This is a genomic window from Paeniglutamicibacter psychrophenolicus, assembly GCF_030812255.1.
Lineage (GTDB): Bacteria > Actinomycetota > Actinomycetes > Actinomycetales > Micrococcaceae > Paeniglutamicibacter > Paeniglutamicibacter psychrophenolicus_A.
Genome location: NZ_JAUSSH010000019.1, coordinates 32542 through 55135, shown reverse-complemented (window position 1 = coordinate 55135; position 22594 = coordinate 32542). Strand labels below are relative to the sequence as shown.

The 22594-nt window shown below is 58.9% G+C and carries 16 protein-coding genes, 3 tRNA genes and 2 pseudogenes; 15 read left to right on the top strand and 6 right to left on the bottom strand.

Going from position 1 to position 22594, the window contains the following annotated elements:
- The 4 genes from J2T21_RS19030 (at window position 1) to wecB (ending at window position 5591) form a co-directional block, all read left to right on the top strand.
- Window positions 1-1215, top strand: a complete 1215-nt coding sequence (locus J2T21_RS19030) for a glycosyltransferase family 4 protein (protein ID WP_307583577.1) — start codon at window positions 1-3, stop codon at window positions 1213-1215.
- On the top strand, window positions 1208-3001 hold the full coding sequence (locus J2T21_RS19025; protein ID WP_307583575.1) for a glycosyltransferase family 4 protein: 1794 nt from the start codon (window positions 1208-1210) through the stop codon (window positions 2999-3001). The genes J2T21_RS19030 and J2T21_RS19025 overlap by 8 nt, the downstream gene beginning before the upstream one ends.
- A 118-nt stretch (window positions 3002-3119) precedes the next feature.
- On the top strand, window positions 3120-4352 hold the full coding sequence (gene wecC / locus J2T21_RS19020) for a UDP-N-acetyl-D-mannosamine dehydrogenase (RefSeq protein WP_307583573.1): 1233 nt from the start codon (window positions 3120-3122) through the stop codon (window positions 4350-4352).
- Window positions 4353-4406: 54 nt separating this feature from the next.
- Window positions 4407-5591 (top strand): non-hydrolyzing UDP-N-acetylglucosamine 2-epimerase, encoded by a 1185-nt coding sequence (wecB, locus tag J2T21_RS19015; protein ID WP_307583571.1) that lies wholly within the window; start codon window positions 4407-4409, stop codon window positions 5589-5591.
- Between the two features lie 132 nt (window positions 5592-5723).
- On the opposite strand, the gene J2T21_RS19010 is transcribed toward wecB, so the two are convergent.
- Both J2T21_RS19010 and J2T21_RS19005 read right to left on the bottom strand, forming a co-directional pair.
- Complete coding sequence (locus tag J2T21_RS19010; protein WP_307583570.1) at window positions 5724-6413, bottom strand: response regulator; 690 nt, start codon at window positions 6411-6413, stop codon at window positions 5724-5726.
- 5 nt (window positions 6414-6418) lie between these two features.
- Window positions 6419-7606: a sensor histidine kinase gene (locus tag J2T21_RS19005; RefSeq protein ID WP_307583568.1), complete on the bottom strand. Its 1188-nt coding sequence runs from the start codon at window positions 7604-7606 to the stop codon at window positions 6419-6421.
- Window positions 7607-7776: 170 nt separating this feature from the next.
- Here J2T21_RS19005 and J2T21_RS19000 point away from each other — a divergent pair, with 170 nt between their 5' ends.
- The 4 genes from J2T21_RS19000 to J2T21_RS18985 all read left to right on the top strand — a co-directional run bounded on the left by J2T21_RS19000 (window position 7777) and on the right by J2T21_RS18985 (window position 12005).
- Window positions 7777-8835 carry a 3-isopropylmalate dehydrogenase gene (locus tag J2T21_RS19000; RefSeq protein ID WP_307583565.1) on the top strand — a complete coding sequence of 353 codons (1059 nt, stop codon included), beginning with the start codon at window positions 7777-7779 and terminating at the stop codon, window positions 8833-8835.
- A 99-nt stretch (window positions 8836-8934) separates the two neighbouring features.
- Entirely contained in the window at window positions 8935-10029 is a 1095-nt protein-coding gene (locus J2T21_RS18995; protein ID WP_307583563.1) for a branched-chain amino acid aminotransferase, read from the top strand.
- Between the two features lie 95 nt (window positions 10030-10124).
- The gene (gene galE / locus J2T21_RS18990) at window positions 10125-11240 is read left to right on the top strand and encodes a UDP-glucose 4-epimerase GalE (RefSeq protein WP_307583561.1); all 1116 of its coding nucleotides are present in this window, start codon (window positions 10125-10127) and stop codon (window positions 11238-11240) included.
- A 3-nt stretch (window positions 11241-11243) separates the two neighbouring features.
- Window positions 11244-12005, top strand: coding sequence for a fumarylacetoacetate hydrolase family protein (locus tag J2T21_RS18985; protein ID WP_071215208.1), 762 nt, complete (start codon window positions 11244-11246; stop codon window positions 12003-12005).
- A 249-nt stretch (window positions 12006-12254) separates the two neighbouring features.
- Here J2T21_RS18985 and J2T21_RS20930 read toward each other — a convergent pair.
- Together J2T21_RS20930 and J2T21_RS18970 are read right to left on the bottom strand one after the other, a co-directional pair.
- Window positions 12255-12957 (bottom strand): annotated as a pseudogene (locus J2T21_RS20930) (transposase); the annotation flags it as partial.
- Between the two features lie 99 nt (window positions 12958-13056).
- Window positions 13057-13416 (bottom strand): DUF6788 family protein, encoded by a 360-nt coding sequence (locus J2T21_RS18970; RefSeq protein ID WP_307583557.1) that lies wholly within the window; start codon window positions 13414-13416, stop codon window positions 13057-13059.
- 121 nt (window positions 13417-13537) lie between these two features.
- Between J2T21_RS18970 and J2T21_RS18965 the strand changes: the two genes are divergently transcribed.
- The gene (locus tag J2T21_RS18965) at window positions 13538-14920 is read left to right on the top strand and encodes an NF041680 family putative transposase (RefSeq protein ID WP_307583555.1); all 1383 of its coding nucleotides are present in this window, start codon (window positions 13538-13540) and stop codon (window positions 14918-14920) included.
- Window positions 14921-15045: 125 nt separating this feature from the next.
- Here J2T21_RS18965 and J2T21_RS20910 read toward each other — a convergent pair.
- Window positions 15046-16338, bottom strand: a pseudogene (locus J2T21_RS20910) (IS3 family transposase).
- 113 nt (window positions 16339-16451) lie between these two features.
- Window positions 16452-17180, bottom strand: coding sequence for a DUF6270 domain-containing protein (locus J2T21_RS18950; RefSeq protein ID WP_307583549.1), 729 nt, complete (start codon window positions 17178-17180; stop codon window positions 16452-16454).
- A gap of 583 nt (window positions 17181-17763) precedes the next feature.
- Between J2T21_RS18950 and J2T21_RS18945 the strand changes: the two genes are divergently transcribed.
- The 6 genes from J2T21_RS18945 to J2T21_RS18920 all read left to right on the top strand — a co-directional run bounded on the left by J2T21_RS18945 (window position 17764) and on the right by J2T21_RS18920 (window position 22485).
- The gene (locus J2T21_RS18945) at window positions 17764-19071 is read left to right on the top strand and encodes a glycosyltransferase (RefSeq protein ID WP_307583548.1); all 1308 of its coding nucleotides are present in this window, start codon (window positions 17764-17766) and stop codon (window positions 19069-19071) included.
- A 665-nt stretch (window positions 19072-19736) separates the two neighbouring features.
- Window positions 19737-21242: a glutamate--tRNA ligase gene (gene gltX / locus J2T21_RS18940; protein ID WP_307583546.1), complete on the top strand. Its 1506-nt coding sequence runs from the start codon at window positions 19737-19739 to the stop codon at window positions 21240-21242.
- A gap of 19 nt (window positions 21243-21261) precedes the next feature.
- Window positions 21262-22032: an HAD family hydrolase gene (locus J2T21_RS18935; RefSeq protein WP_307583545.1), complete on the top strand. Its 771-nt coding sequence runs from the start codon at window positions 21262-21264 to the stop codon at window positions 22030-22032.
- Window positions 22033-22147: 115 nt separating this feature from the next.
- Window positions 22148-22219, top strand: a tRNA-Gln gene (locus J2T21_RS18930).
- A gap of 68 nt (window positions 22220-22287) precedes the next feature.
- Window positions 22288-22360 (top strand) — tRNA-Glu (locus J2T21_RS18925).
- Window positions 22361-22409: 49 nt separating this feature from the next.
- Window positions 22410-22485, top strand: a tRNA-Glu gene (locus J2T21_RS18920).
- Window positions 22486-22594 lie beyond the last annotated feature (109 nt).

The following is a 22594-nucleotide window of genomic DNA, read 5'->3' as shown; positions in this document are numbered from 1 at the left end:
ATGTCAGTGGGGGCTGTGCGAGTACTGTTGCTGACGCATTCCTATTCTCCGGAAGTTTCGCCGCCACAGCGGCGCTGGGATTCTTTCGTTTACGTCATGCGACAATGCGGATGGAAAGTGCACGTCGTAACCCCTAGATTCGAAGCTCAAACTGCTGCCTCCGCCGCGAATCTACGGATGGGCGCAGCAGAAATCGGGGCATACGGTGAAACCATTCGCCGCTATTGCTCCATGAGGAAGCCCCGGACTATCTTGGGCAAGCTCATAAAGAACGCCATCGATGGCACCCTGATGCTACCGCGCGCCCTCTTTCAAGGACGTCCGAGCGTGGTGATAGCAACCGTTCCTGCGTTGCCGACCATGTTTGTCGGGTTCATCGTAGCGACAATCTTCCGGCGACCTCTGCTCCTGGAAATGCGGGACGCGTGGCCGGACATCATCTCAGATTCACGAATTCTCCGATGGAAGTGGCTGACTCGGCTGGCGCATTGGAGCGTACGGTCCATTCAGCGCCGGGCAACGGTGGTCGTCACCGTGACTGATGGTTTCGCGACGATCCTGAGTCGCGAGGGGGTTTCGGCCGTGCGAACGATCCATAACGGAATCAGCACCAGAAAATTTGAAGTGCTCCCAGAAACCCGAAAAAGGTCGGATTCAAAGCTTCATGTGCTCTACTTGGGAAATTTGGGGGAGAGCCAGGGCTTGGAGTCGGTGATCTTGGCATCCACCATGGTGTCTGAGGACGTACAAGTTCGCATAGTGGGTGGCGGAACAGCCAGTGATCGTTTGAGACGATATGCAGAAAGCCTTGATGCCAATATCGATTTCCAGGAACCTGCCCGGGGCGATGCTTTGCGTGCGCACTATCAATGGGCAGATACATGTGTCGTTAGCTTGCGCGACGACTGGGCGAGTTTCAACCACACAGTGCCCTCTAAGATTTATGAACTGCTGTCGCTCAGTAGACACGTCACGGGATTAGTAACCGGTGAAGCCGCACGAATCATCACTGATGCGGCCGCAGGAGACATTGTGGATCACGATCCAACAAACATTGCCGAGCTGTGGCGAATACTGAATGCCGACCCACAGAAACTGGATGTCGGTACCACAGGGCGTGACTGGGTGTTCGAACAGGCCTCCTTGGAGAAACTGGGGCAGAAATACGTGAAACTGGTACTAGAGATAACCGGGCGAGAATCAAATAATGACTGAGCTTACGCCTGTCCGGCTAGGGAGCCGCGTTCTTCGTGTGTTCCAGAATTTGCGAACAATCAGCCGAATCGTCATAGAGAATCTGCTCGATGACCCGACTTATTTCCTGCTGCAAGTCTCGAGGAGAATTGATTCCGGAAGTCTTGCGAGAATTGCGGGTTCCTGTCAACGTGTTCTACCTCCTCGGGCAGTCCTACTGAGGAGCTTCATCCTGATGCTGTCGGGCAACACTTCCCAGTTGGGGAAGTACCTGCGCACTGTTGATACAGAACCCCTTTCTGATCAAAAGCTCGCGCGATTGGGAGATATGGCAGTCGCTATCCAAGATTCGATCAGCACGTCGTACCTGCTCGATGGGCGAGACTCAGAGAACCCTGCCCTGCGTCGCACAAAAGCGCGACACGCCTGGTATATGGGAAACATGCAGGAAGCCATTGATCTCTTGGCCACTTTGGTGCCACCATCCAACAGGCAGCTACGACACTACCGAAGCGAACTCGAAGTATTTAAAGGTGTACTTCCAGAGATAGGCCGCAGAGAAGTGCCACAAAGTGGCGAAATAGCAGCGCCGACGACCGCGCTGCATTTTCTGACCAATTCTCTGCCCCACACCGGCAGCGGCTATGCGCAACGCTCACATTCGATCATGACCTCCCTCAGGGATGAAAAATGGCACGTTGAAGTTCTGACGCGAGCTGGGTATCCTCTCTCCACTGGCAAATTCCTTGCTAAGGCAATGGACCATATCGATGGCATTACATATCGGAGGGTTCTTCCGCGGACTTATAGTTCCGATACCCGGTCCAAGATCCAGCAACAGGCCGATGCCTTGGTAGATGCTGTAGTCAGATTGAAGCCTACGGTTCTTCACACGACCACGGATTTCACCAATGCCATTGCTGTCATGTGCGTTGCCGAGTCATTTGGTTTGCCCTGGGTTTATGAGGTTCGAGGTCAGCTTGCGGACACCTGGGCTGCTACTCGACCTGCAGATGCCAAATCATCACAGCGATACAGGCTCTTCAAGGAACGAGAAGCCTTCGTGGCGTCACGTGCGACCCACGTTGTCACCCTGGGAGAGAGCATGCGGTCGGAACTTATTGCCCGTGGCGTTGAGGACGATAAGATCTCCATCGCACCAAATGCCATCGGTGATGCATACCTGGACGAGCCGATTGAACGCAATGAAGCGCGCTCGTTATTGGGTTTGTCGAAAAGCCATCAGTATGTGGGTACTGTCAGCAGCTTGGTTGCCTACGAAGGGTTGGACCTTTTGGTCAGGGCCGTGGCCGAGCTGATTCCGGAGAATCGGGCTCTTCGACTACTCATCGTCGGCAGCGGTGTCGAAGCTAACAATCTCAGAGAATTAAGTATCGAACTAGGCATCGATGAATTCTGTATTTTCCCGGGGCGCGTCCCTCGGGAGGATGCTAGGACCTACCATTGCGCGCTCGATATTTTTGTCGTCCCACGTAGGAATCTCTCGGTGACGCAAGCAGTAACACCTTTGAAGCCTGTGGAAGCCTTGGCCTGCGAAGTTCCAGTCATTGCAGCAGATTTACCGGCTCTCCGCGAGCTTGTGGAACAAGATGTAACCGGCCTTTTGGTCAAGCCGGACGACGTCGGGCAATTGGCCGAATCCATTCGAACATTGCTCGCAGACCCGTCGAAGAGAGCATCGATGGGCGCGGCGGGCAGGAAGGCCATGCTTGCTGATCGCACTTGGGCGGCCAACGCCCAAAAGTTGTCTGCGACATACAAGTTGATCGCCGACAAACTGCAATGAATGGATGAATGAAGTATTCTGGACGAGGCTCCAAATCGAAGCCTCCTGAATTTCAGTGCCTCTGGCGAGTTATCTGCACGCCTCGGTGCTCCCACTCGATCCAAGGGGAAACGTCATAGTGACGAGCATTAAAGAAGTGGCCGTAGTCGGACTTGGCTACATCGGACTGCCAACGGCAGCAATCCTTGCCTCCAAGGGCATCATCGTCAAGGGCGTGGACGTCACCCCGCGTACGGTCGACGCGGTAAACCGCGGCGAAGTGCCGTTCGTCGAACCCGCACTCGGAGACTTCGTTGCCGCCGCAGTGGCAAACGGCACCCTGAGCGCAAGCTTCGACACTCCTAGCGCCGACGCCTACATCGTTGCAGTACCGACGCCGTTCAACGGCGACCACAGCGCTGACCTGTCCTACATCGAGGCAGCAGTCGACAAGATTGCCCCGCAGCTTCGCGGCAACGAACTGGTCATCCTCGAGTCGACGTCCCCTCCAGGCGCCACCCAGCACATGGCAGACCGTTTGTTGGCAGCGCGCCCGGACCTGGATTCCTCGAGCCTGCACATTGCACACTGCCCGGAGCGCGTGCTTCCAGGTCGCGTCATGGAAGAGCTTGTCACCAACGACCGCATCGTCGGCGGCATCACTCCCGAGGCTGCCCAGATGGCCAAGGAACTTTACAGCGTCTTCTGCGAGGCAGAGATCCTTCTCACCGATGCAACCACCGCAGAAATGGCAAAGCTGGTGGAGAACTCCTACCGCGACGTCAACATTGCGTTCGCCAATGAGCTGTCCGTGATCTCCGACAAGATCGGGATCAATGTGTGGGAGCTCATCGAGTTGGCCAACCACCACCCGCGTGTCAACATCCTCCAGCCTGGTCCCGGCGTCGGTGGACACTGCATTGCCGTCGATCCATGGTTCATCGTTGCCGCGGCTCCCGAGGAATCCAAGCTGATCCGGCAGGCTCGCGAAACCAATGACGCGAAGCCGGCCTGGGTGGTCGACAAGGTCATCGAGTCCACGAAGGCAGAAGGGTTCAACGGCAAGGTTGCCGTCTTGGGTCTTGCCTTCAAGGCCAACATTGACGACCTGCGTGAATCCCCGTCGATTGCGATCGCCCGTTCCTTGGCCGACAAGGCCCCGGGCGTCGAATTCCTCCTTGTTGAACCGCACATCGAAGAAATGCCGAAGGCACTGGTGGGCATCGAAAACGTCCGTTTGGCAACCACCGAGGAAGGACTGGAAAGCTCCTCCACCGTTGTCGTTCTGGTTGACCACGACCAGTTCAAGACTGTTCCGGCCACCGCTTTAGCGGGCAAGGACATCATCGATACCCGCGGACTTTGGCGCTAAGCTGATCGAGGCACTCGCATCCACATCATCATTCGCCCCAACGGATAGGTAATCGTGAAGAAGATTATGCCGATTTACGGCACGCGGCCGGAAGCCATCAAGGTGGCACCAATTGTCAAGGCCCTCAAGGACTCAGAGCTTTTCGATTGCGTGGTGACCGTCACGGGCCAGCACCGCGAAATGCTCGATCAGGTGAACGAACTTTTCGACATCACCCCTGACTATGACCTCGACGTCATTCAGCCACGTCAGACACTCAACTCATTGCTCACCAAGACCATCAACGGATTGGATGAGATCTTTGAGAAGGAGAAGCCCGACGCAGTAGTTGTCCAAGGTGACACCACCACGTCCACGGCCGGTGCAATCGCGGCATTCTACCGGGGCATCCCGGTGATCCACGCCGAGGCCGGACTGCGTAGTTACGACATCTTCTCTCCGTTCCCGGAGGAAGCGAACCGCAAGATGACGTCGCAGATCGCCAGTCTCCATTTGGCTCCCACCAGCTTGAGCCAGCTGAACCTGATCAACGAAACCATCGATCCGAAGACCATCTCCGTCACCGGCAACACGGTCATCGACGCGTTGTTCACGGTTGTCGAAAAGAACATCCCTTTCAGCGACCCCAAGCTGGAAGAACTCGTTGCTTCCGGCCGAAAGATCGTCCTGGTCACGACACACCGTCGGGAAAACCAGGGCGAACCCATGCGGGGGATTGGTCGTGCTTTGGCTCGCCTCTCCGCGGTCGAGCCGGATGTTGAATTCATCCTTCCGCTGCACCGCAACCCCGCCGTTCGTGAGGCTTTGCTTCCCGAGATTGAGGGTCGTTCAAACATTACCTTGACGGAGCCGCTCGCTTATGGTGAGTTCACCCGACTCATCGCCGCGGCGAACATCGTGTTGACCGACTCGGGAGGGGTGCAGGAAGAAGCCCCGAGCCTGGCCAAGCCCGTGCTCGTGATGCGGGAAAACACCGAGCGTCCCGAGGCGGTGGTTGCCGGTACCGTGAAGCTGATTGGCACGGATGAAGAGAAGATCTTTGAATCCGTGGAACTGCTGCTCAACGACGCCGCTGCCTACGCGCAGATGGCTTTGGCAGCAAACCCGTATGGCGACGGCAAGGCGGCTATCCGCACGGTTGCCGCCATTGCGGAACTGCTAGGCGTGGGCACCCGGATGGAAGATTTTGACTCCAACCTGACTTCCGAGGCGAGCCTGGTGAACGCGGCAAGCATGTAATTAGGCGAAACGCCAGAAGGCTTGGTCCACAACTTGGGGGTTGTGGACCAAGCCTTCTGGCGTTCCACGGCACTTGCTTGTGACACGTAGCACGGGTTGAACTGAACGAGCTAGACGGAATGTTGCGCCTAATCAGGGGGTTACGATCCCGGTTTCGTAGGCGATCACAACGGCTTGGACACGATCCCTGGCATTCAGCTTGGCCAAGATATGCCCCACATGTGTCTTGACCGTTGCCTCCGACAAGAAAAGTTCCGCGGCAATCTCCGGATTGGATTTACCATTGGCTATGAGCCCAAAGACCTCGCGTTCACGCGGGGTCAATGATTCCACGGCCTTGACGTGCGCGCTGCCCGGGAGCGTCGACCGCCGCAGCATGGGGGCCACATGGTCCAGGAGTCTGCGTGTTGTTGAGGGCGCAATGACTGCATCTCCGCGGTAGACCGTGCGAATCGACTCCAGGAGCTCTTCCGGAGGAGCGTCCTTGAGAAGGAATCCGCTGGCGCCAGCCTGGATGGCTGAAAGCGCGTACTCGTCAAGGTCAAACGTTGTCAGCACTATGACCTTGGGCCCCGGGGCTTCCTTGGCCTGCTTTCGAAGCAAATATTCCGTGGCCTCTATCCCGTTCATCTCGGGCATGCGCACGTCCATGAGGATGACGTCGGCGCCAGCCAGAGCCGGTGAGGCGATGGCTTCACGGCCGTTGGATGCCTCTGCAACGACTTCCAGATCTGTTTGGGAGTTGATCAGCATCCGGAAGCCACTTCGAACCAATAGCTGGTCATCGACGAGTGCAACCCGTATGGGGTTTTCTTTGGGCAAGATTTCTAGTCCTCGGTGTAGGGGATGAATACGTCAACGTGGAATCCGCCACCGGCCTTGGGCTCTGCCCGAACACGGCCATCGTAGAGGGCGACCCGTTCGGCCATGCCCAGCAATCCTTGCCCAACGTCCGATGTGCCGAGAGCTCCGGCTCCGCGGCCGTTGTCAGAAATTGCCAGCTGCAGTCCTTTGCTGTTCCAGGTGAGGCTTACTTTTGCCGTGGTTGCAGGTCCGGCATGTTTCAAGACATTGGTCAGTGCCTCCTGCAGTACCCTGTAGGCTGTGAGCTCCGCGCCCGCAGGCAGCGAGCGCCGGGCCGTTCCTTCTGGCGTGTAGCTTATCTCCAGGCCGCTTTTGCGTGTGGTTTCCAACAGCTCGGGTACATCCGCAAGTGTAGGAAGTGGCCTCGTGGAGGCCTCATCGCCACCGCGCAGCACACCCAGCAGTCTGCGCATCTCCTGGAGGGAGCTTCGTCCGGTCTGGGCAATCGTGGCAAGGGTTTCCCTAGCAATCTCCGGGTTGTGTTCACTCGCGTAGCGTGCACCATCGGATTGCGCGATGATCACGGACAAGGAGTGGGCAACAATGTCGTGCATTTCCCGCGCAATGTGGTTGCGTTCATCGGCGGCAGCCAGCGCACGTTCCTGCTCCCGCTCGGTCTCGAGCCTCCGGGCGCGGTCTTCGAGTGTTTGCAGCGTAAGCCGCCGAGTCCGGGCCAAATCTCCAAATGTCCAGGCAACCAGAACCACGAGTCCTAGGCCAATGAAGTTCAGAACCATTCCTTCAAGCGAATTGCCGCCGGCCCAGACGCCTACCCGTACACTGGCCAGCAGAGCTCCAACGAATCCCGCTGCCAGCCCGGCGAAGGATTCCCACCGTTTGCCGAAAGCCGCCAATGTATAGACCGTAATCGGCACGGCAATCTGGGAAGGCAACAATTCGCTTGTGACCACGACCTGGATCAGATGCGCGATGACGATGATTCCGGCGGCCGGCGCGGGTCGCCTTCGCCGCCAGATGAGCGGAAGCGTCTGCAACGAACCCAAGACGAACATCGTCCAACCGTTGCCTGAAACGCCAAGCATGATGCCGGCAAGGAATCCGAAGACGAGCCAGATTCCGAGGCCAAAGATGAGGTCAACCTTGTTTGGATTCTCGCGAATCCACTTGTCTATGGTGCGGTGTGGCGTCATCGGATCCTGCGTTGGCAACTGGAGGGGTTAGTTTCGTCCTAAAGCCTACGGGGCAAACGCCGGGCGTGCCTCATGCCTCGGCATGAGATTTGGCTCTGTCCAGCCACGAATTGTTCATATTCTGAGACAGGTTGCTCACATAGTGATACAAGTCGATAAACTCATGTGTCATGAGCGAATCCTTGAATATTGCCGTCATTCCAGGCGATGGCATTGGTCCAGAAGTTATTGCCGAGGCCGTGAAGGTCCTGAAGAAGGCCATTGAGAGCACCAACGTGCAACTGGTGCTGACCGACTACAAGCTCGGTGCCGAACATTGGCTCGAAACGGGGGAGACCCTGCCCGAGGAAACCCTCGTCGCGCTGCGCACCCATGACGCCATCTTATTTGGTGCCGTTGGTGCGGCACCGGGGGATACCCGCATTCCTTCCGGCTTGATTGAACGCGAACTGCTGCTCAAGCTGCGCTTCAGTCTGGACCACTTTGTGAACCTGCGTCCGTCCAAGCTGTACCCCGGCGTCCCGAGCCCGTTGGCCGAACCCGGCGAAATCGACTTCATCGTTGTTCGCGAAGGAACCGAAGGCCCCTATGTGGGCAACGGCGGCGTGCTTCGTGCCGGCACGCCCCATGAAATTGCCACAGAGGTGTCCATCAACACCGCACACGGTGTCGAGCGCGTCGTGCGTGACGCATTCCGCCGTGCCAGTGAACGTACGCGCAAGCACGTCACTTTGGTCCACAAGCACAACGTCCTGGTCTACGCCGGTCACTTGTGGCGCCGCACCGTCGAAGCAGTCGCTCAGGAATTCCCGAACGTCACCCACGATTACCTGCACGTGGATGCCGCAACGATCTTCATGACCACTAACCCCTCGCGCTTCGATGTCATTGTCACCGACAACCTCTTCGGTGACATCCTCACCGACCAGGCCGGCGCGATCACCGGCGGCATTGGCCTGGCCGCTTCGGGAAACATCAATATGGACCGCACCGCACCCTCGATGTTTGAACCGGTGCATGGTTCGGCGCCGGACATTGCTGGCCAGCAGAAGGCCGACCCTACGGCGGCGATCCTTTCGGCTGCTCTCTTGCTTGACCATGTTGGCCTGTCGGAAGCCGCCCGCCGAGTGGAAGAAGCCGTGGAAAGCGACATTGCATCACGTGATGAAATGACCGACCCGCGCACCACGGCCGAGATTGGCGATGCAATCCTTGCTGCACTGGCTTAAGCTGGAGCGTAGGTTCACTTAGGAACCAATTCTTAGGGTGGCAAGCCCTTATGGGCTTGCCACCGCAACACCCTGTCGAAGAGGAAGCCTGACGGCATCATGGAATTCACCGAAGTTCTCTCAACACACCGTAAAAGCGATCAGGAACGTGCCGATATCCTGGCCAACCCGGGTTTCGGGGATTTCTTTACCGATCACACGACTGTCATCGACTGGGCAGCCAACGAAGAAGGCAAGGACGGTACCTGGAGCAATGCACGCATTGAACCCTACGGTCCCATCGCCATGGACCCAGCGGCATCGGTCCTGCACTACGGCCAAGAGATCTTTGAAGGACTGAAGGCATACCGTCACGCAGATGGAAGCATCTGGACGTTCCGTCCGCATGCAAACGCCGCCCGGCTCAACCGTTCGGCCGAACGATTGGCTCTCCCCAAGCTGGATGAAGAAGTCTTCGTCGAGTCGTTGCGTCGCTTGGTCAAGGCCGATATCCAGTGGGTCCCCTCGGGAGACGGTGAGGCTCTGTACCTCCGACCGTTCATGATCGCCACCGAGGCCTTCCTGGGTGTTCGTGCGGCTCGCCAGGTTTCCTACCGTGTTATTGCATCCCCTGCTGGTAACTACTTCGGCGGCGAATTGAAGCCGGTGGGCATCTGGGTATCCCACAACTACGCCCGCGCCGGTCGAGGCGGCACGGGAGCTGCCAAGTGCGGAGGCAACTACGCCGCATCCCTGATTGCCCAGCTTGAAGCCGAGGAGAATGGTTGCAAGCAGGTGTTGTTCCTGGATCCATTTAATGACGAGGCAGTGGAAGAGCTGGGCGGCATGAATGTCTTCTTCGTCATGAAGGGCGGCAAGTTAGTCACGCCACGACTGACCGGAACCATCCTGGAAGGCGTCACGCGCTCCTCGATCATCCAGCTGGCCAAGGACCGCGGCCTAGAGGTTGAAGAACGCACGATCACCCTCGGCGAGTGGCGCGAGGGAATCGCCAACGGGGACATCGAGGAAGTCTTTGCCTGCGGAACGGCTGCTGTCATCACACCGATCGGTGTGTTGAAGAACGGCGAGGAGCACATCGGTGATCCCGAGGCTCCCGCCGGTGCAGTGACGATGGCATTGCGTACTGAATTGCTCGGCATCCAGACCGGCGCTATCGAAGACCGCCACGGCTGGCTCGAACAGCTCGCGTAATCGCAAGACATTTGAAAGGGTGGGATTCGAAACGAATCCCACCCTTTCGGCTCATGTGACCCAAATACGGCTCAAAGTTTCATAGAATGAGAGGCATGCGCATTTTGGTCACCGGCGGCGCCGGCTACATCGGATCCCACACAGTGTTGCTTCTTCTGGGAGAAGGGCACGAGGTCCATGTCTATGACAATCTGAGCAACTCATCACCCGAGGCATTGCGTCGTGTTGCGGAACTCACCGGCCACGACGCGCAGCTGCACATCGGCGACCTGCTGGACGAACGCCGTCTTCGGGACGTTTTTGACGTGGCCAGGCCCGAGGCGGTCATCCACTTCGCAGGACTCAAGGCAGTCGGAGAGTCAGTATCGAAGCCGCTGGTGTACTACCGCAACAACGTCACCGGCACCTTGAACCTGCTCGAAGCCATGGACGCCAACGATGTCCGGACACTGGTCTTCAGCTCCTCGGCAACCGTGTACGGCGAGACAGTTGAACTGCCGATCAACGAATCAACTGCGCTGTCCGCCACCAATCCCTATGGACGCACCAAGCTTCACATCGAGTACATGCTTGATGACCTTGCTGCCTCCGATCCACGGTGGTCTATTGCCAAGTTGCGCTATTTCAACCCGGTTGGTTCTCACGAATCGGGACGAATCGGTGAGGACCCGCAGGGAATCCCCAACAACCTCATGCCATACATCGCCCAGGTTGCGGTGGGGATCAGGGAGAAGGTGAGCGTGTTCGGCGGAGACTATCCGACCCCCGACGGCACCGGCGTGCGCGACTACATCCACGTTGTGGACCTGGGCGCCGGCCACCTGGCCGCGCTGGAGTACCTGCAGGATCACGGCGGGTTGCACGCGTGGAACCTGGGTACCGGCAACGGGTCCTCCGTGCTGGAGGTCATCCAGGCCTTTGCCCGGACCTCCGAGCGGGATATTCCGTACGAGATTGTCGACCGCCGTCCAGGGGACGTTGCCGCCAGCTACGCCGATCCGACGTTGGCCCGCGAGGAAATTGGCTGGAAGGCGGAACGTGGCCTCGAGCAAATGGTCGAGGACATGTGGCGGTGGCAATCCGGGAACCCCAACGGTTACCCGGAGGAAGCACCGCACGATCCTGAAGACGACGAAGTGCAAGAAGGCAATGTGGCCAAGTCGTCCAAGACGAAAAGCGATCCTGACGTCGACGAAACCACTAAGCTGTAACCCATGCGTATTGCTCGTTTTGTCGTTGACAGTGACCCCATGTACGGCGTCGTGGAAGATGACGAGGTCATCGTCATTGCCGGAGACCCGTTCTTCCAAGGAATCAAGCCAACCGGTGCCAAGCACAAGCTTGAGGACGTCCGCCTGCTTGCCCCGATCATTCCCCGCTCCAAGGTCGTGTGCTTCGGGCGCACCTATGCTGACCATGCCGCCGAGCTTGGCAACTCCGTGCCCGCCGAGCCCTTGATGTTCCTGAAGCCGAACACCGCGGTGGTCGGCTCCGGCGATCCCATCACCTTGCCGAGCTTCTCCGAGGAAATTTCCTATGAGGGTGAGCTTGCGGTGGTCATTGGACGCATCTGCAAGGACGTCCCGGCCGAGAAGGCCCAGGACGTGATCTTTGGCTACACCATTGCCAATGACCTCACCGCGCGCGATGCCCAGCGCACGGACGGCCAGTGGGCCCGTGCCAAGGGCTGGGACGGCTCCTGCCCGCTCGGTCCGTGGATCCAGACGGAACTGGACCACGACGACACGCAGCTGACCACCCGACTGGACGGAAAAGTCGTCCAGGACGGCAACACCTCCGAAATGGTGTGGGGGATCAACGACCTGGTGGCCTATGCCTCCCAGGCCTTTACCCTGCTTCCCGGTGATGTGATCCTCACCGGCACCCCCGCAGGCGTCGGCTTGGTCACCGAAGGCCAGCGAGTTGAGGTCGAGATCGAGGGAATCGGTACGCTGAGCAACACATTCCGCCGCTGAGCTCCCTGATTAATCGCTTTTGAGCTTGGCCCCAGTTTCCGGGGCCAAACTCGTTAGCTGAAGTATTTCCGACTTGTTGCGGGTTGCGGACCATCCATGAAGGGCATCGAAGCACCTTCCCTTGACCTAGCGCTGAAGGCGGGGTTTCAGGCGGGAATGCAGGATTTCGAACATGATCTCCCGGATGGATGCCACGTAGACGGTCGAGAAGAGCTCAGGGGAAAAGCCTAGACGATTGATTCCAAACCGTCACTGGTCGTAGGCGACCAGTGACCGGCGGATGGAGGCGCCGAAGTTCTCGTTGTAGCAGATAGCAGCGGTCTTCACCAGAAGCCGCTGCACCACGCGGGCGATGACGCCGGCCGGGGTGCGGCCGCCGTGCCGTTCCCGGTCAAGCTGCCCTTTGAGGGTGTCGTTGATCGGTTCGATAGCCTGCCCAGGGGCCCGAAGAACCTGGCTCTGGGCAGGCGTTTCTCGCCCTTGCGTGCCGGGCGGAGCAGCTCGATGCCGGCCGGAGCCATGGTGTCCTCCAACTCGGCGCCATAGTAGTTCCTGTCACTGATCACCAGCTGGCGGAACTTGTCCTCGTGGAGCTGGTTCATAGTTTCGGTGCCGTTCAGGATATCCAGGAAGATCTGGCATTCATCCGCCATCGCGCCGGCCAGGGCGAAGCCGACCGGCAGCCCGTGCAGGGTGCAAATCAGAATCAGGAGCACCCCCAGAACCAGCGCGAATGCGAGGCGGAGGAGCCGTACTCGGCCCACCCGGCCAGGTCCGAGCATCGCACGGTCTCGCGGGAACGCCCGCATTTGACCGGGGTCGAATCCAGCACCCAAACGTCGTCGGAGCCGGCATCGGCGTCCCGCACCAGGGTTCCGATGACCCATGTCATGGTCGGATACAGCTTGCGCAGGCGCTTGTTATATCCGGGTTGGCCGCGCAGATGCGGGAACTGTGAGACTCGTTTGTAGCTGGTCTGGGACTGACTGGCAGGATAGGAATCGGCCGTTCCGCCCGTTGAATGTGACTCAATACGGGACCGACCCTTAGCTTATTTAACCTTTTCGCGCAGGATGGCGCGCGTGGCCCGCTCGGAGGCCTCGCGCATGTCCTTGATGATCCGCCGTAGCTCGCGGTCGTTCTCGATCCATTCTCGATAGAGGTTGGCTTCCTCCTCGCTCAGGGTGCGGGTGACGGTCTTGCCGTTGACCTTGCTGCTCCACTGGTAGAACGGTGCCCGTCCCGTTTTCTTCTCCGTTCCGTCGGTAGGTGCGGCCGCGTGGCGGTGGACGACTGAGCCGTGGTGGATCAATCCCAGGGCGCCGATGCAGGCCGCCAGCTCCCGGTATTCGGCGGTGGCCGCGGCCAGTTCCTGGCCCGCAGTCGGTGTTGATTTGGGGGTGGTGGCCATGGGTGCGCCTTCCGGGCGGGGTGGGTTGCGAAAATTGCTGCCGTGTCGTTCCCGGCTTCCCATCAGTGTATCGATCAGTATTAGTACTGTCTGATGATTGGTGACACCCGGGAGCCCTTCGATGACCGAAAACCCAGCACAAAACCTGATCGAGTTCCGCGACTGCTTCTACCACTGCCTCGAATCCCGCCCCGATGCCCAGTTCGAGCTCTGCGACGCGATCCTGTGCTCCGAAGGCCCGGTCGACACCCTGGTGGGGCTCTCCGAGGTTCCCGAACACCGCCGCGGCTACGGGGCGCTCTATGATGCGGTGAACCAGGGAACACTCACCGAAAGGCAGCTGCGCGGCGCACTGCTGGCGGCCCCGCTGCCCCGGGATGCGAACGGGCGGATCGTGCTGGCCGTGGACATCAGCAATCGGCTGCGCCCCGACGCGCCGACCAGCCCCGAACGGCTCTTCTGCCACACCTACGCCCGCGGCTCCGGGGCCAAGCAAATGATCCCGGGCTGGCCGTATTCCTTCATCGCCGCGGTGGAGCCCGGGCGCGCCTTGTGGACCAGGCTCCTGGACGTGCGCCGGCTCGGACCCACCGAGCAGGAAACCGAGATGACCGCCGGGCAACTACGCAACGTCATCGAGGGCATCATCGCCGCCGGGCACTGGAAACCCGGGGACCAAAAGATCCTGGCGCTCTTCGACGCCGGATACAACGTGGCCCGCATCGCCCGGCTCCTTTCCGATCTGCCCCTGGAAGTGATCGGGCGCCTGCGCTCGGACCGGGTGCTGCGCAACGATCCGATTCCGGCACCGCCGGGTTCCGGGCGTCCGGCCCGCCATGGCAAGGAATTCAAGCTCCAGGACCCGGACATCTGGGGTGCCCCGGCCACCGCAAGCCACACCGAAACGACCCGATACGGGGACGCCGCCGCGCAAAGCTGGAATCGCCTGCATCCGCGGTTGGCCCACCGCGGCGCCTGGGAGGACCACCGGGGTGAGCTGCCGGTCAGCCCGGGCACGCTGATCCGGCTCGAGGTCCAGCATCTGCCGGGCAACGCCAAGCCCAAGCCCCTCTCGTTATGGACCTCGGCACCGGTCCTGGACACCGCCCAGGCCGAGAAGTATTGGCAGTCCTACTTGCGTCGCTTCGATCTGGAGCACACGTTCAGGTTCCTGAAGCAGCCCCTGGGCTGGAACGCGCCGCAGGTCACGTCCCCGCGGGCGGGTGACACTTGGACGCAGCTGGTCCTGGCCGCCCACACCCAGCTGGCGCTGGCCCGCGAGCTCACCGGCGACCTGCGCCGACCGTGGGAAAAAGCCGTGGAGCCGCACAAGCTCAGCCCGGCGCGGACCAGACGGGGGTTTCGGCACCTCCACCGGAAGCTGCCGCTGCTTGGCAGGGCACCGAAACCCGCGCATCCGGGGCCCGGGCGGCCGCCGGGCAGCAAGAATCGACGACCAGCCAGCGTGCACCCGGTGGGAAAGCAGCCTTCAACGGTTAAGTAGCAAGCTCAGAGGCAGGGCGTCTGCAAAGTCGCGGATGAACTCCGGACCTATCCTGTGAGACGGCCCCGCCAGGCGGAGACCCTTGGCGAACTGGGCCCCGAAAGTTGGAGCCGGTAAGTAAGAGTCTACGCAGCGAGTGCCCGGGCCCGGTATTTGATCGGGCTTAGGCACCGCAGCGTCAACGAAATGCGGTCCTGGTTGTACCAGTGGATGTAGTCGCCGAGCTCGGCGATGAACGCCTCGACGCTGGTGTGTTCGTGGTGGTGGAACATCTCTTCCTTCAGGTGCCCGAAGAAGTTTTCCATGACGGAGTTGTCCAGGCAGTTGCCCTTGCGCGACATGGATTGGGGCATGCCGGCGTCGGCCAGCAGCCTCTGCCAGCTGGCGTGCTGGTACTGGAATCCCTGGTCCGAGTGCATCATCGGAGCCTCGCCCGCGGCCAAGGTCCCGATGGCCTCGCTGAGCGATTGGTTGGTGAAGGCCACGGTTGGGGACTGCGACACCGAGTAGGAAATGATTGAGCGGTCGAACAGGTCCAGCACCGGCGAGAGATAGACTTTCCGCTCGGCAATCTTGAATTCGGTCACGTCGGTCACCCACTTCAGGTTCGGTGCCTCGGTGTCGAACTGGCGCTTCAGCAGGTTCTCGGCGACCTTGCCGACAGTGCCCTTGCAGGAGGAAAACCGTCGCTTGCTGCGGACCTTGCAGACGAGGTTCTCCTCGCGCATCAGCTTCAGCACGGTCTTTTTCGCCACCGGCCACCCGCCGCCGAGGAGTTCGGCGTGGATGCGGCGGTGGCCGTAGCGGCCCTTGGCGTTGGTGAAGACCTCGTGGATCCGTGCGCGGAGCTCCGCGTGCCGGTCCGGGGCCTTGAGTGCGGCCTGGCGGTGGAAGAAGGTGGAGCGGGGAAGCCCGGCCGCGGCCAGGAGCAGGGGCAGGGGGTGTGTGGCCTTGAGGGCTATCACGGCGCTGATTTTCAGCGCGGTGGTTGGTTCCTCAAGGCCCGAACTTTTTTAGGTAGGCATTCTCCGCCTGCAGCCGCTGGTTCTCGCGGCGCAGCTGCTCGACCTCCGTGGGTTCACCGGGTTCGGCGCCGGAGGCGGCCTTGGGCCGGCCCTTGGCCTTGGAACGCAGCCCCTCCTCGCCCTGCTCCCGGTAGATCCGGATCCACTTGCCCAAGAGCTTCGGGGAACTGAGCTGGTGCCTCAGTGCCAGTTCAAGCAGTGTCCCGTCGCCGTCGAGGAACTGGCGGACGGCCGCGAGCGTGAACTCGAAGGAATTCACCTGCTTGGTCGGTTTGCTGTCCAACGCTGCCCTACCCCAAATCTTGAATCGTGCCTCCAGCCCCTTAACGGAGTGGACGCTAGCGCCAAGTCTTGAGGATACCGCGTGATGCCCGATTCCCTGCTCGAATAGATCGACGGCAGCCGACCGCTGCTCGGTGGTTAAAGAACCTTGTTGTGGCATGAAAAACTCTCCGAAAGTATGGATCTGAATTATTCATTCCAACTTTCGGAGAGCAGTTCATTGGCTAGGGGGCTTCTATTTGATCCGCAATAGCTTCATAGGCGGAATTTACATAATGGTATTGAGCTGGACCCCATCTGTGGGCCTCGCTAGAGAATAGTGATAGCTCCGGGATCTCTACTAAGCGAATGCCGTATGCAGCAATTTGTGAGTAGTACCGCTCATATCGTTGGTTCCAGTAGGCATGCGTCAACCCACGTGTGAGCTGCACTGATGTTCCTTCCTTCGTGGAATCCACAAATGGGGCTCTAATTACTCTTGTCTTACTCAATAGATCTTGTTCTCGTAGTAACGTGATGAGTTTGCCGAGAGCGTCAACCCAAAGTTCGAAATGATGATCCGTCCCGAACTCTATGAAACGTCCGCGGCCTTTGATTTTCAACATCAGCTTTGATTTGTTCAGCTCGTTCGAGAACGTGAGGTATCCACCATCTGCATATGGGTATACACCTAGACGTTCGTCGACTAGATCGATCACGATCCTGTCTGCTTCTTTCCCCGAGATTTCTAGGGATGGGAAGAGAGTGGAAGCGAAGTCCCCTTCAACGGCACGGTTCTGAAAAGGCGAGCTTAGCCCGCTTACCTCTGGCAGAGGAACGGGAAGATTCGCGGCACTGATGAGAGACTGGCGGGCGATGTATTCGGTTCGCTGCCAGAATTCACTGCGCAACTCTGCGGTGTCGCGGGAGACGCATGAACCGGCCAAGAATACTTTGAGGGGGTTTGGTGTCATTCGCTCAAATTATCATAGTGACACGGCTCGGTCGCCCCTCGACCTAATATCCGTTGGGCAGTCAATTTGCGGGTATCATGCCATAATTTTCGGGGGAAAAAAGAGAGCGTTTCAGGGGTGGCGTGTAGTTAGAGCAATGTAAGACACAGTTCTTGGGTATGGCACATTGCTACTCACTGTTCCAGTCGAACGGGAACCGCCTTTCATCAGGCTGTAGTTGCCCTGAAAGATTGATGGTGGACCCTCTCATCGCTCTGTTTAAGGCTGCTGAATCTCGGAATTTCAGGGTGACGGCAGTCGGCTTTCTCCCCTCTCAGTCGAGCTTAGTTTGGAAAGGGACTCCCCAATTTCATTGGTTGCGTCCTAACTCCCAATTGCTTGACAACGCCTTTTGGCGCTCGGCGCGCACGCTAATGGTGGTAGTTCTAGCGATAGTGGTGATCGCTCGCACGAATGGAATGACGAAGAGTGCGATGAATAGTCTGAAGCATGCGGCGTTGCTGACGGGTGGCAATTGAGCTACCTGCAGCGGACCGGGTAAAAGTGTCCACGGTTTCTAAGTTTTTCCGGAGGGCGGGTAATATTGGCTCTAAAACTCGAGTCTGGGGGGAAAGTGCTATTCATCGGTCAAACACGGTTCAGTGTTTACAGTCCGAAGTCGGGTGCGTGGAAAGCTTCAAATGGTTCAAGGTTTAGGTCAGAGCCGGAATATCGGGAATACCTGTTCTCCGACGAACGGCTTGCTGGTCGCTCTGCGATCTTCTTCAACCTTTCGCTCCCGCAGTTGGCCGCAGCATCGAAAGGGCATGGGGTCCGGCACCTAATTTCGTACTCGGAGTACCTCCCTGAGAAGTACCAGGATCGTCTTCGGGAAGCCGCCGCGGCCCACAACTTTCTAATCCTCGATAAGCAAGTGGCTGGGCAGGCACCGAAAACGGTCGAGTCTGTTGCCCGTGCATCGATGTTCAGCGAGACCACAGCGGACCCATACCAGCCGTTCGGTGTCTATCGCTTGGATGATGATGATTTGCTCCCCATCAATTACTTTGACTTGAATGCAAGGTATGTCAAGAGCGAGTTCGTAGGGATGCAGGTCTCGCTTGGCACCGGTATAACAGCGATCTACATGGAGGGTAAATTTTATAATGCAAGACGCAGCTACCATCCAATGCTTGGCATCGGCTACATGAGCATCCAGAATTTCAGTGGTGATGGCACGCTCAATTCCCCTCCGGCCGTCATGCACAACACCGCTGATCGGCACTACCCAGTGGTCATGGACTCCAAGCGGCTTGGTTATGTATGGACTCGTCATATCGAGCAGGACACCTCACTGGGGCTGGTCGCATCGCCCGAAGGCGACATAACGGACAGCATTAGGAACCACATCAATCAGCACCCCGCAGTAACAGACTTGAATGAACTGCATGAGTCATTCCCTGTACTTGAGGGGCTGATCACCGCTTCAGCTGACGCTAATTCAGAGCATCAAGAGCTTGTGACTTCGCCGCAGATTATTCCGTCGCCTGGTCTTCAGTTTGCCATTGATAACGCGAGAGGTGCGCTAACAATTACGACAAAGATTGTGTGCGATATGCAGTCGGAAGTCCGTAATGCCCTTCTGAGCTTTGAGTTGGTTGACGGTCAAGGTAATGCTGTTGACCGCGAGGTTATTCAAGATCATATGAAGGAGCAGCAAGTAAGTTGTTCCGGTAACCCGGGCATTGGATGGTTCCGTTACCTGACGACTCGCCCGGGCCAGAATCAGACTGTAATGAAGTTTGCACTCCCGAGCGGTGTCTATTTGTCGCGTGTGACGGTGAGGAAGTGGAGGAAGCCGGACACAGCAATTACACTCCGCTCCATCACAGTGGAGCATTCTGATCGTTAGATGCGTCCAGCATTTAGTGCGGTGACGATGCAGGCTCCGCAGGCAGTCACAAAGTACGTGTGCTCGTCCGGTTCGTTTCTCAGTTTCCGCTGCGTCTACTTTGCTGGGATGCTGAAGTTTAGGGTTCAGCGATCCTTCGTATTGGAATTCCCTATTGCTCTAAGGAAGCTTATTATTCCACCAGGTTCCTTGAGCTGACATGTTATGTGCGGCGCATTTGTTCGCTTTACGTTGTAGAGTATTGCGGGTAGCGGCGCATGACCATGGGTAGCCGCGGTGCCGGTCGTCGGGACATTTGCCTCGGGGTTCCCCGTCAGCGGCGTCAGGCTGACGACGGACCTGTGTTCCGGGGGTGGACATTGGGCCGTTTGTCCCTTGAATGTGGGCCAGGGTGGCAGTGTGTTTCAGGCCAATTTGGCGAGGTGGTCCGAGTGGACTCCGATTCCACTCTGCGGGCGGAAACCCCTTGTGGATAGGCCGATGCTGGCGCCGTCGATCAACCGCTCGAGCCCTTGAAGGGCAGTTCATCCACAATTCGCCACGCTAAAAAGCTAGATATCAGGACGTCCAAAGCAGATGGCGGCGTCTTTGCCCGACTTGTGGAGCAGAGGCGTGCTGCCGTGCTGGCCGGTTGATTTCCTGTCGCGGCATAGAATGGTCACATCATGACTGATGTATCCCTCATTCCCACCGTGACCGATGAAACCCCCGTCCGCGTACGCTTCTGCCCGTCTCCGACCGGCACACCGCACGTAGGCCTGATTCGCACCGCCCTGTTCAACTGGGCCTATGCCCGCCACACTGGCGGAAAAATGATCTTCCGCATTGAAGACACCGACGCCAAACGAGACTCCGAAGAGAGCTACCACCAATTGCTTGATGCGTTGGATTGGCTCGGGATCACCTGGGATGAGGGTGTCAATGTCGGGGGACCGCACGAACCGTATCGCCAGTCCCAGCGCAGCGACATCTACCAGGACGTCATTGCCAAACTGCGCGCCGGCGGCCACGTCTACGAATCCTTCTCCACTCCCGAAGAGGTCGAGGAACGCCACAAGGCAGCAAGCCGCGATCCGAAACTGGGCTACGACGGCTACGACCGCGACCTGAGCCAAGAGCAGATCGCCGCCTTCCGCGCAGAAGGCCGCGAGCCGGTGTTGCGCGTGCGCATGCCGGATGAGGACCTGACCTTCACGGACCTGGTCCGCGGGGAAATCACCTTCAAGGCCGGTTCTGTTCCGGACTTCGTGGTGGTCCGGGCCAACGGCCAGCCGCTCTACACGCTGGTCAACCCGGTCGATGACGCGCTGATGGGTATCACGCACGTACTCCGCGGCGAGGACCTGCTTTCTTCCACTCCGCGCCAGATCGCCTTGTACCGTGCCTTGATTGCCATCGATGTTGCGAAGTACATGCCGCTCTTTGGCCACTTGCCATACGTGATGGGCCAGGGAAACAAGAAGCTTTCGAAGCGTGACCCCGAATCCAGCCTCTTCCTTCACCGGGACCGCGGCTTCATTCCGGAGGGCCTGCTGAACTACCTGTCGTTGCTGGGCTGGTCGCTGAGCGCGGACGAGGACATCTTCACCCGGGACCAGCTCATCGAGGCATTCGACGTCCACGACGTGCTGTCGAACCCGGCTCGCTTTGACATCAAGAAGGCCGAGGCCATCAACGGCACCCATGTTCGCATGCTGGAGCCGGAAGACTTCCGTGCCCGCTTGGTTCCTTACCTGCAGGCCCATGGCTTGGTGGGGGAGACGCTCACCGATCGCCAGAACGAAATCCTTGCCGAGGCGGCTCCGCTGGTCCAGGAGCGCATCACGCTCCTGGGAGAAGCACCGGAAATGCTCGAGTTCCTCTTCAGTGAAGATTCGTCCATCGAGCCGGCGGCCGATGCCTTGAAGGGGCTGCCAGAGAATACCGCCGAGGTCCTTGACGCGGGTCTGGCCGCGTTGGAGGCTGCAACCGAGTGGAATGCCGAGACAATCCAGGACGTCTTGAAATCCGCTTTGGTCGAGGGACTTGGCATCAAGCCTCGCCACGCATTCGGACCCATCCGCACCGCTGTGTCGGGCAAGCGCATTTCCCCGCCCCTCTTTGAATCCATGGTGATTCTGGGCAAGGAATCATCCTTGAACCGCGTACGCGCGTTCCGGGCCACCCGGTAACCAGGAGTAAACAAGAATCGTGCATAACGCGACCAGCGCCCTCAACCCAACTCACGGAGCATCTTCCGTGGCCCGGGTTGAGGGCGTTCTCTTTGACATTGATGACACCCTGGTGGACCTGAACTCCGCTTCGATCATGGGCTTTCACCAGCTCACCGCAGAAGACTTCCGGGATATTCCAGCTGCACTGCGCGAGCATGCGGCCCGGGACTATGCGGATGACGGCGCGGGGGCTTACGAGCGCTACATGGCCGGGGAACTGACATTCCTTGGCCAGCGCGCCGAACGAATCCGCCGGGCGTATGGACTCGTTGGCGTGGCAGCGCCGCCGGCGGAAGCCATCGCAGTGTGGAGTGCCCGCTACGAGGACGTGGTCCAAAGCATGTGGGCGCCGTTCCCCGATGTCCATGATTGCCTGGACGAGCTGGATGCGCTTTCCATTCCCTACGGAGCCGTCAGCAACAACGTGAAGGACTACCAGCGCATCAAGTTGTTGTTGGCAGGTCTCGAGCGCATAGCGGTGCTCGTGGGTTCGGACACTGCCGGTGCGCCAAAGCCGGATCCACGTCCTTTCCATGCCGGCTGCCGGCTCTTGGGCACCAGCATTGGCGCCACGTTGTATGTGGGCGACAACCCGGTCAACGACGTCCAGGGTGCCAAGGCCGCGGGACTGCAGGGAATCCTGCTGGATCGTGCGGCAGATCACAAAACCGGGTCTGGCGGAATCCTGCAAAATCTCGGGTTGCTGACTTCGCTAATCCGCGGAAATTCGGGGTTTTTGGGCACCTAGGCACCTAGTGAGCCCCCGATTTGTACTTTCCGCAGATCCGCCGGTATAGTTATTTCTCGTGCTGAGGCGCAGGAAAGCTTCCGAAAAGGAAAGCCGGAGAGCGAGTCAAGCGCTGTGGGGTATGGTGTAATTGGCAACACACTGGTTTCTGGTACCAACATTCTAGGTTCGAGTCCTGGTACCCCAGCGTCACGGTCTTCGCGAAAGCGGAGACCGGTCTGCTTGGGGGATGAAAGTCCTCCAAGCAGAGCATACGGCCCCATCGTATAGCGGCCTAGTACGCTGCCCTCTCACGGCGGTAACGCGGGTTCGAATCCCGCTGGGGTCACGATTCAATTGAATCGGACGGCAACAGTCCTAAAACGTTGCAGCTATGCGGCCCCATCGTATAGCGGCCTAGTACGCTGCCCTCTCACGGCGGTAACGCGGGTTCGAATCCCGCTGGGGTCACCAGCGCAAAGGTTCCAAACCAAGGTTTGGAACCCTTTGTATTTAACCGGTAGTTTCGGATTTTTCCGGGCTAACTCCGCACAGCTTGCGGATAAAAAGCCCAAGTCTTTGG

What these genes read in the sequence shown, in the direction of transcription:
- J2T21_RS19030 (WP_307583577.1), top strand. Translation starts at nt 1, where the DNA reads ATGTCAGTGGGGGCTGTGCGAGTACTGTTGCTGACGCATTCCTATTCT.
- J2T21_RS19025 (WP_307583575.1), top strand. Translation starts at nt 1,208, where the DNA reads ATGACTGAGCTTACGCCTGTCCGGCTAGGGAGCCGCGTTCTTCGTGTG.
- J2T21_RS19005 (WP_307583568.1), bottom strand. Translation starts at nt 7,606, where the DNA reads ATGACGCCACACCGCACCATAGACAAGTGGATTCGCGAGAATCCAAAC.
- J2T21_RS19000 (WP_307583565.1), top strand. Translation starts at nt 7,777, where the DNA reads ATGAGCGAATCCTTGAATATTGCCGTCATTCCAGGCGATGGCATTGGT.
- J2T21_RS18995 (WP_307583563.1), top strand. Translation starts at nt 8,935, where the DNA reads ATGGAATTCACCGAAGTTCTCTCAACACACCGTAAAAGCGATCAGGAA.
- galE (WP_307583561.1), top strand. Translation starts at nt 10,125, where the DNA reads ATGCGCATTTTGGTCACCGGCGGCGCCGGCTACATCGGATCCCACACA.
- J2T21_RS18985 (WP_071215208.1), top strand. Translation starts at nt 11,244, where the DNA reads ATGCGTATTGCTCGTTTTGTCGTTGACAGTGACCCCATGTACGGCGTC.
- J2T21_RS18970 (WP_307583557.1), bottom strand. Translation starts at nt 13,416, where the DNA reads ATGGCCACCACCCCCAAATCAACACCGACTGCGGGCCAGGAACTGGCC.
- J2T21_RS18965 (WP_307583555.1), top strand. Translation starts at nt 13,538, where the DNA reads ATGACCGAAAACCCAGCACAAAACCTGATCGAGTTCCGCGACTGCTTC.
- J2T21_RS18950 (WP_307583549.1), bottom strand. Translation starts at nt 17,180, where the DNA reads ATGACACCAAACCCCCTCAAAGTATTCTTGGCCGGTTCATGCGTCTCC.
- gltX (WP_307583546.1), top strand. Translation starts at nt 19,737, where the DNA reads ATGACTGATGTATCCCTCATTCCCACCGTGACCGATGAAACCCCCGTC.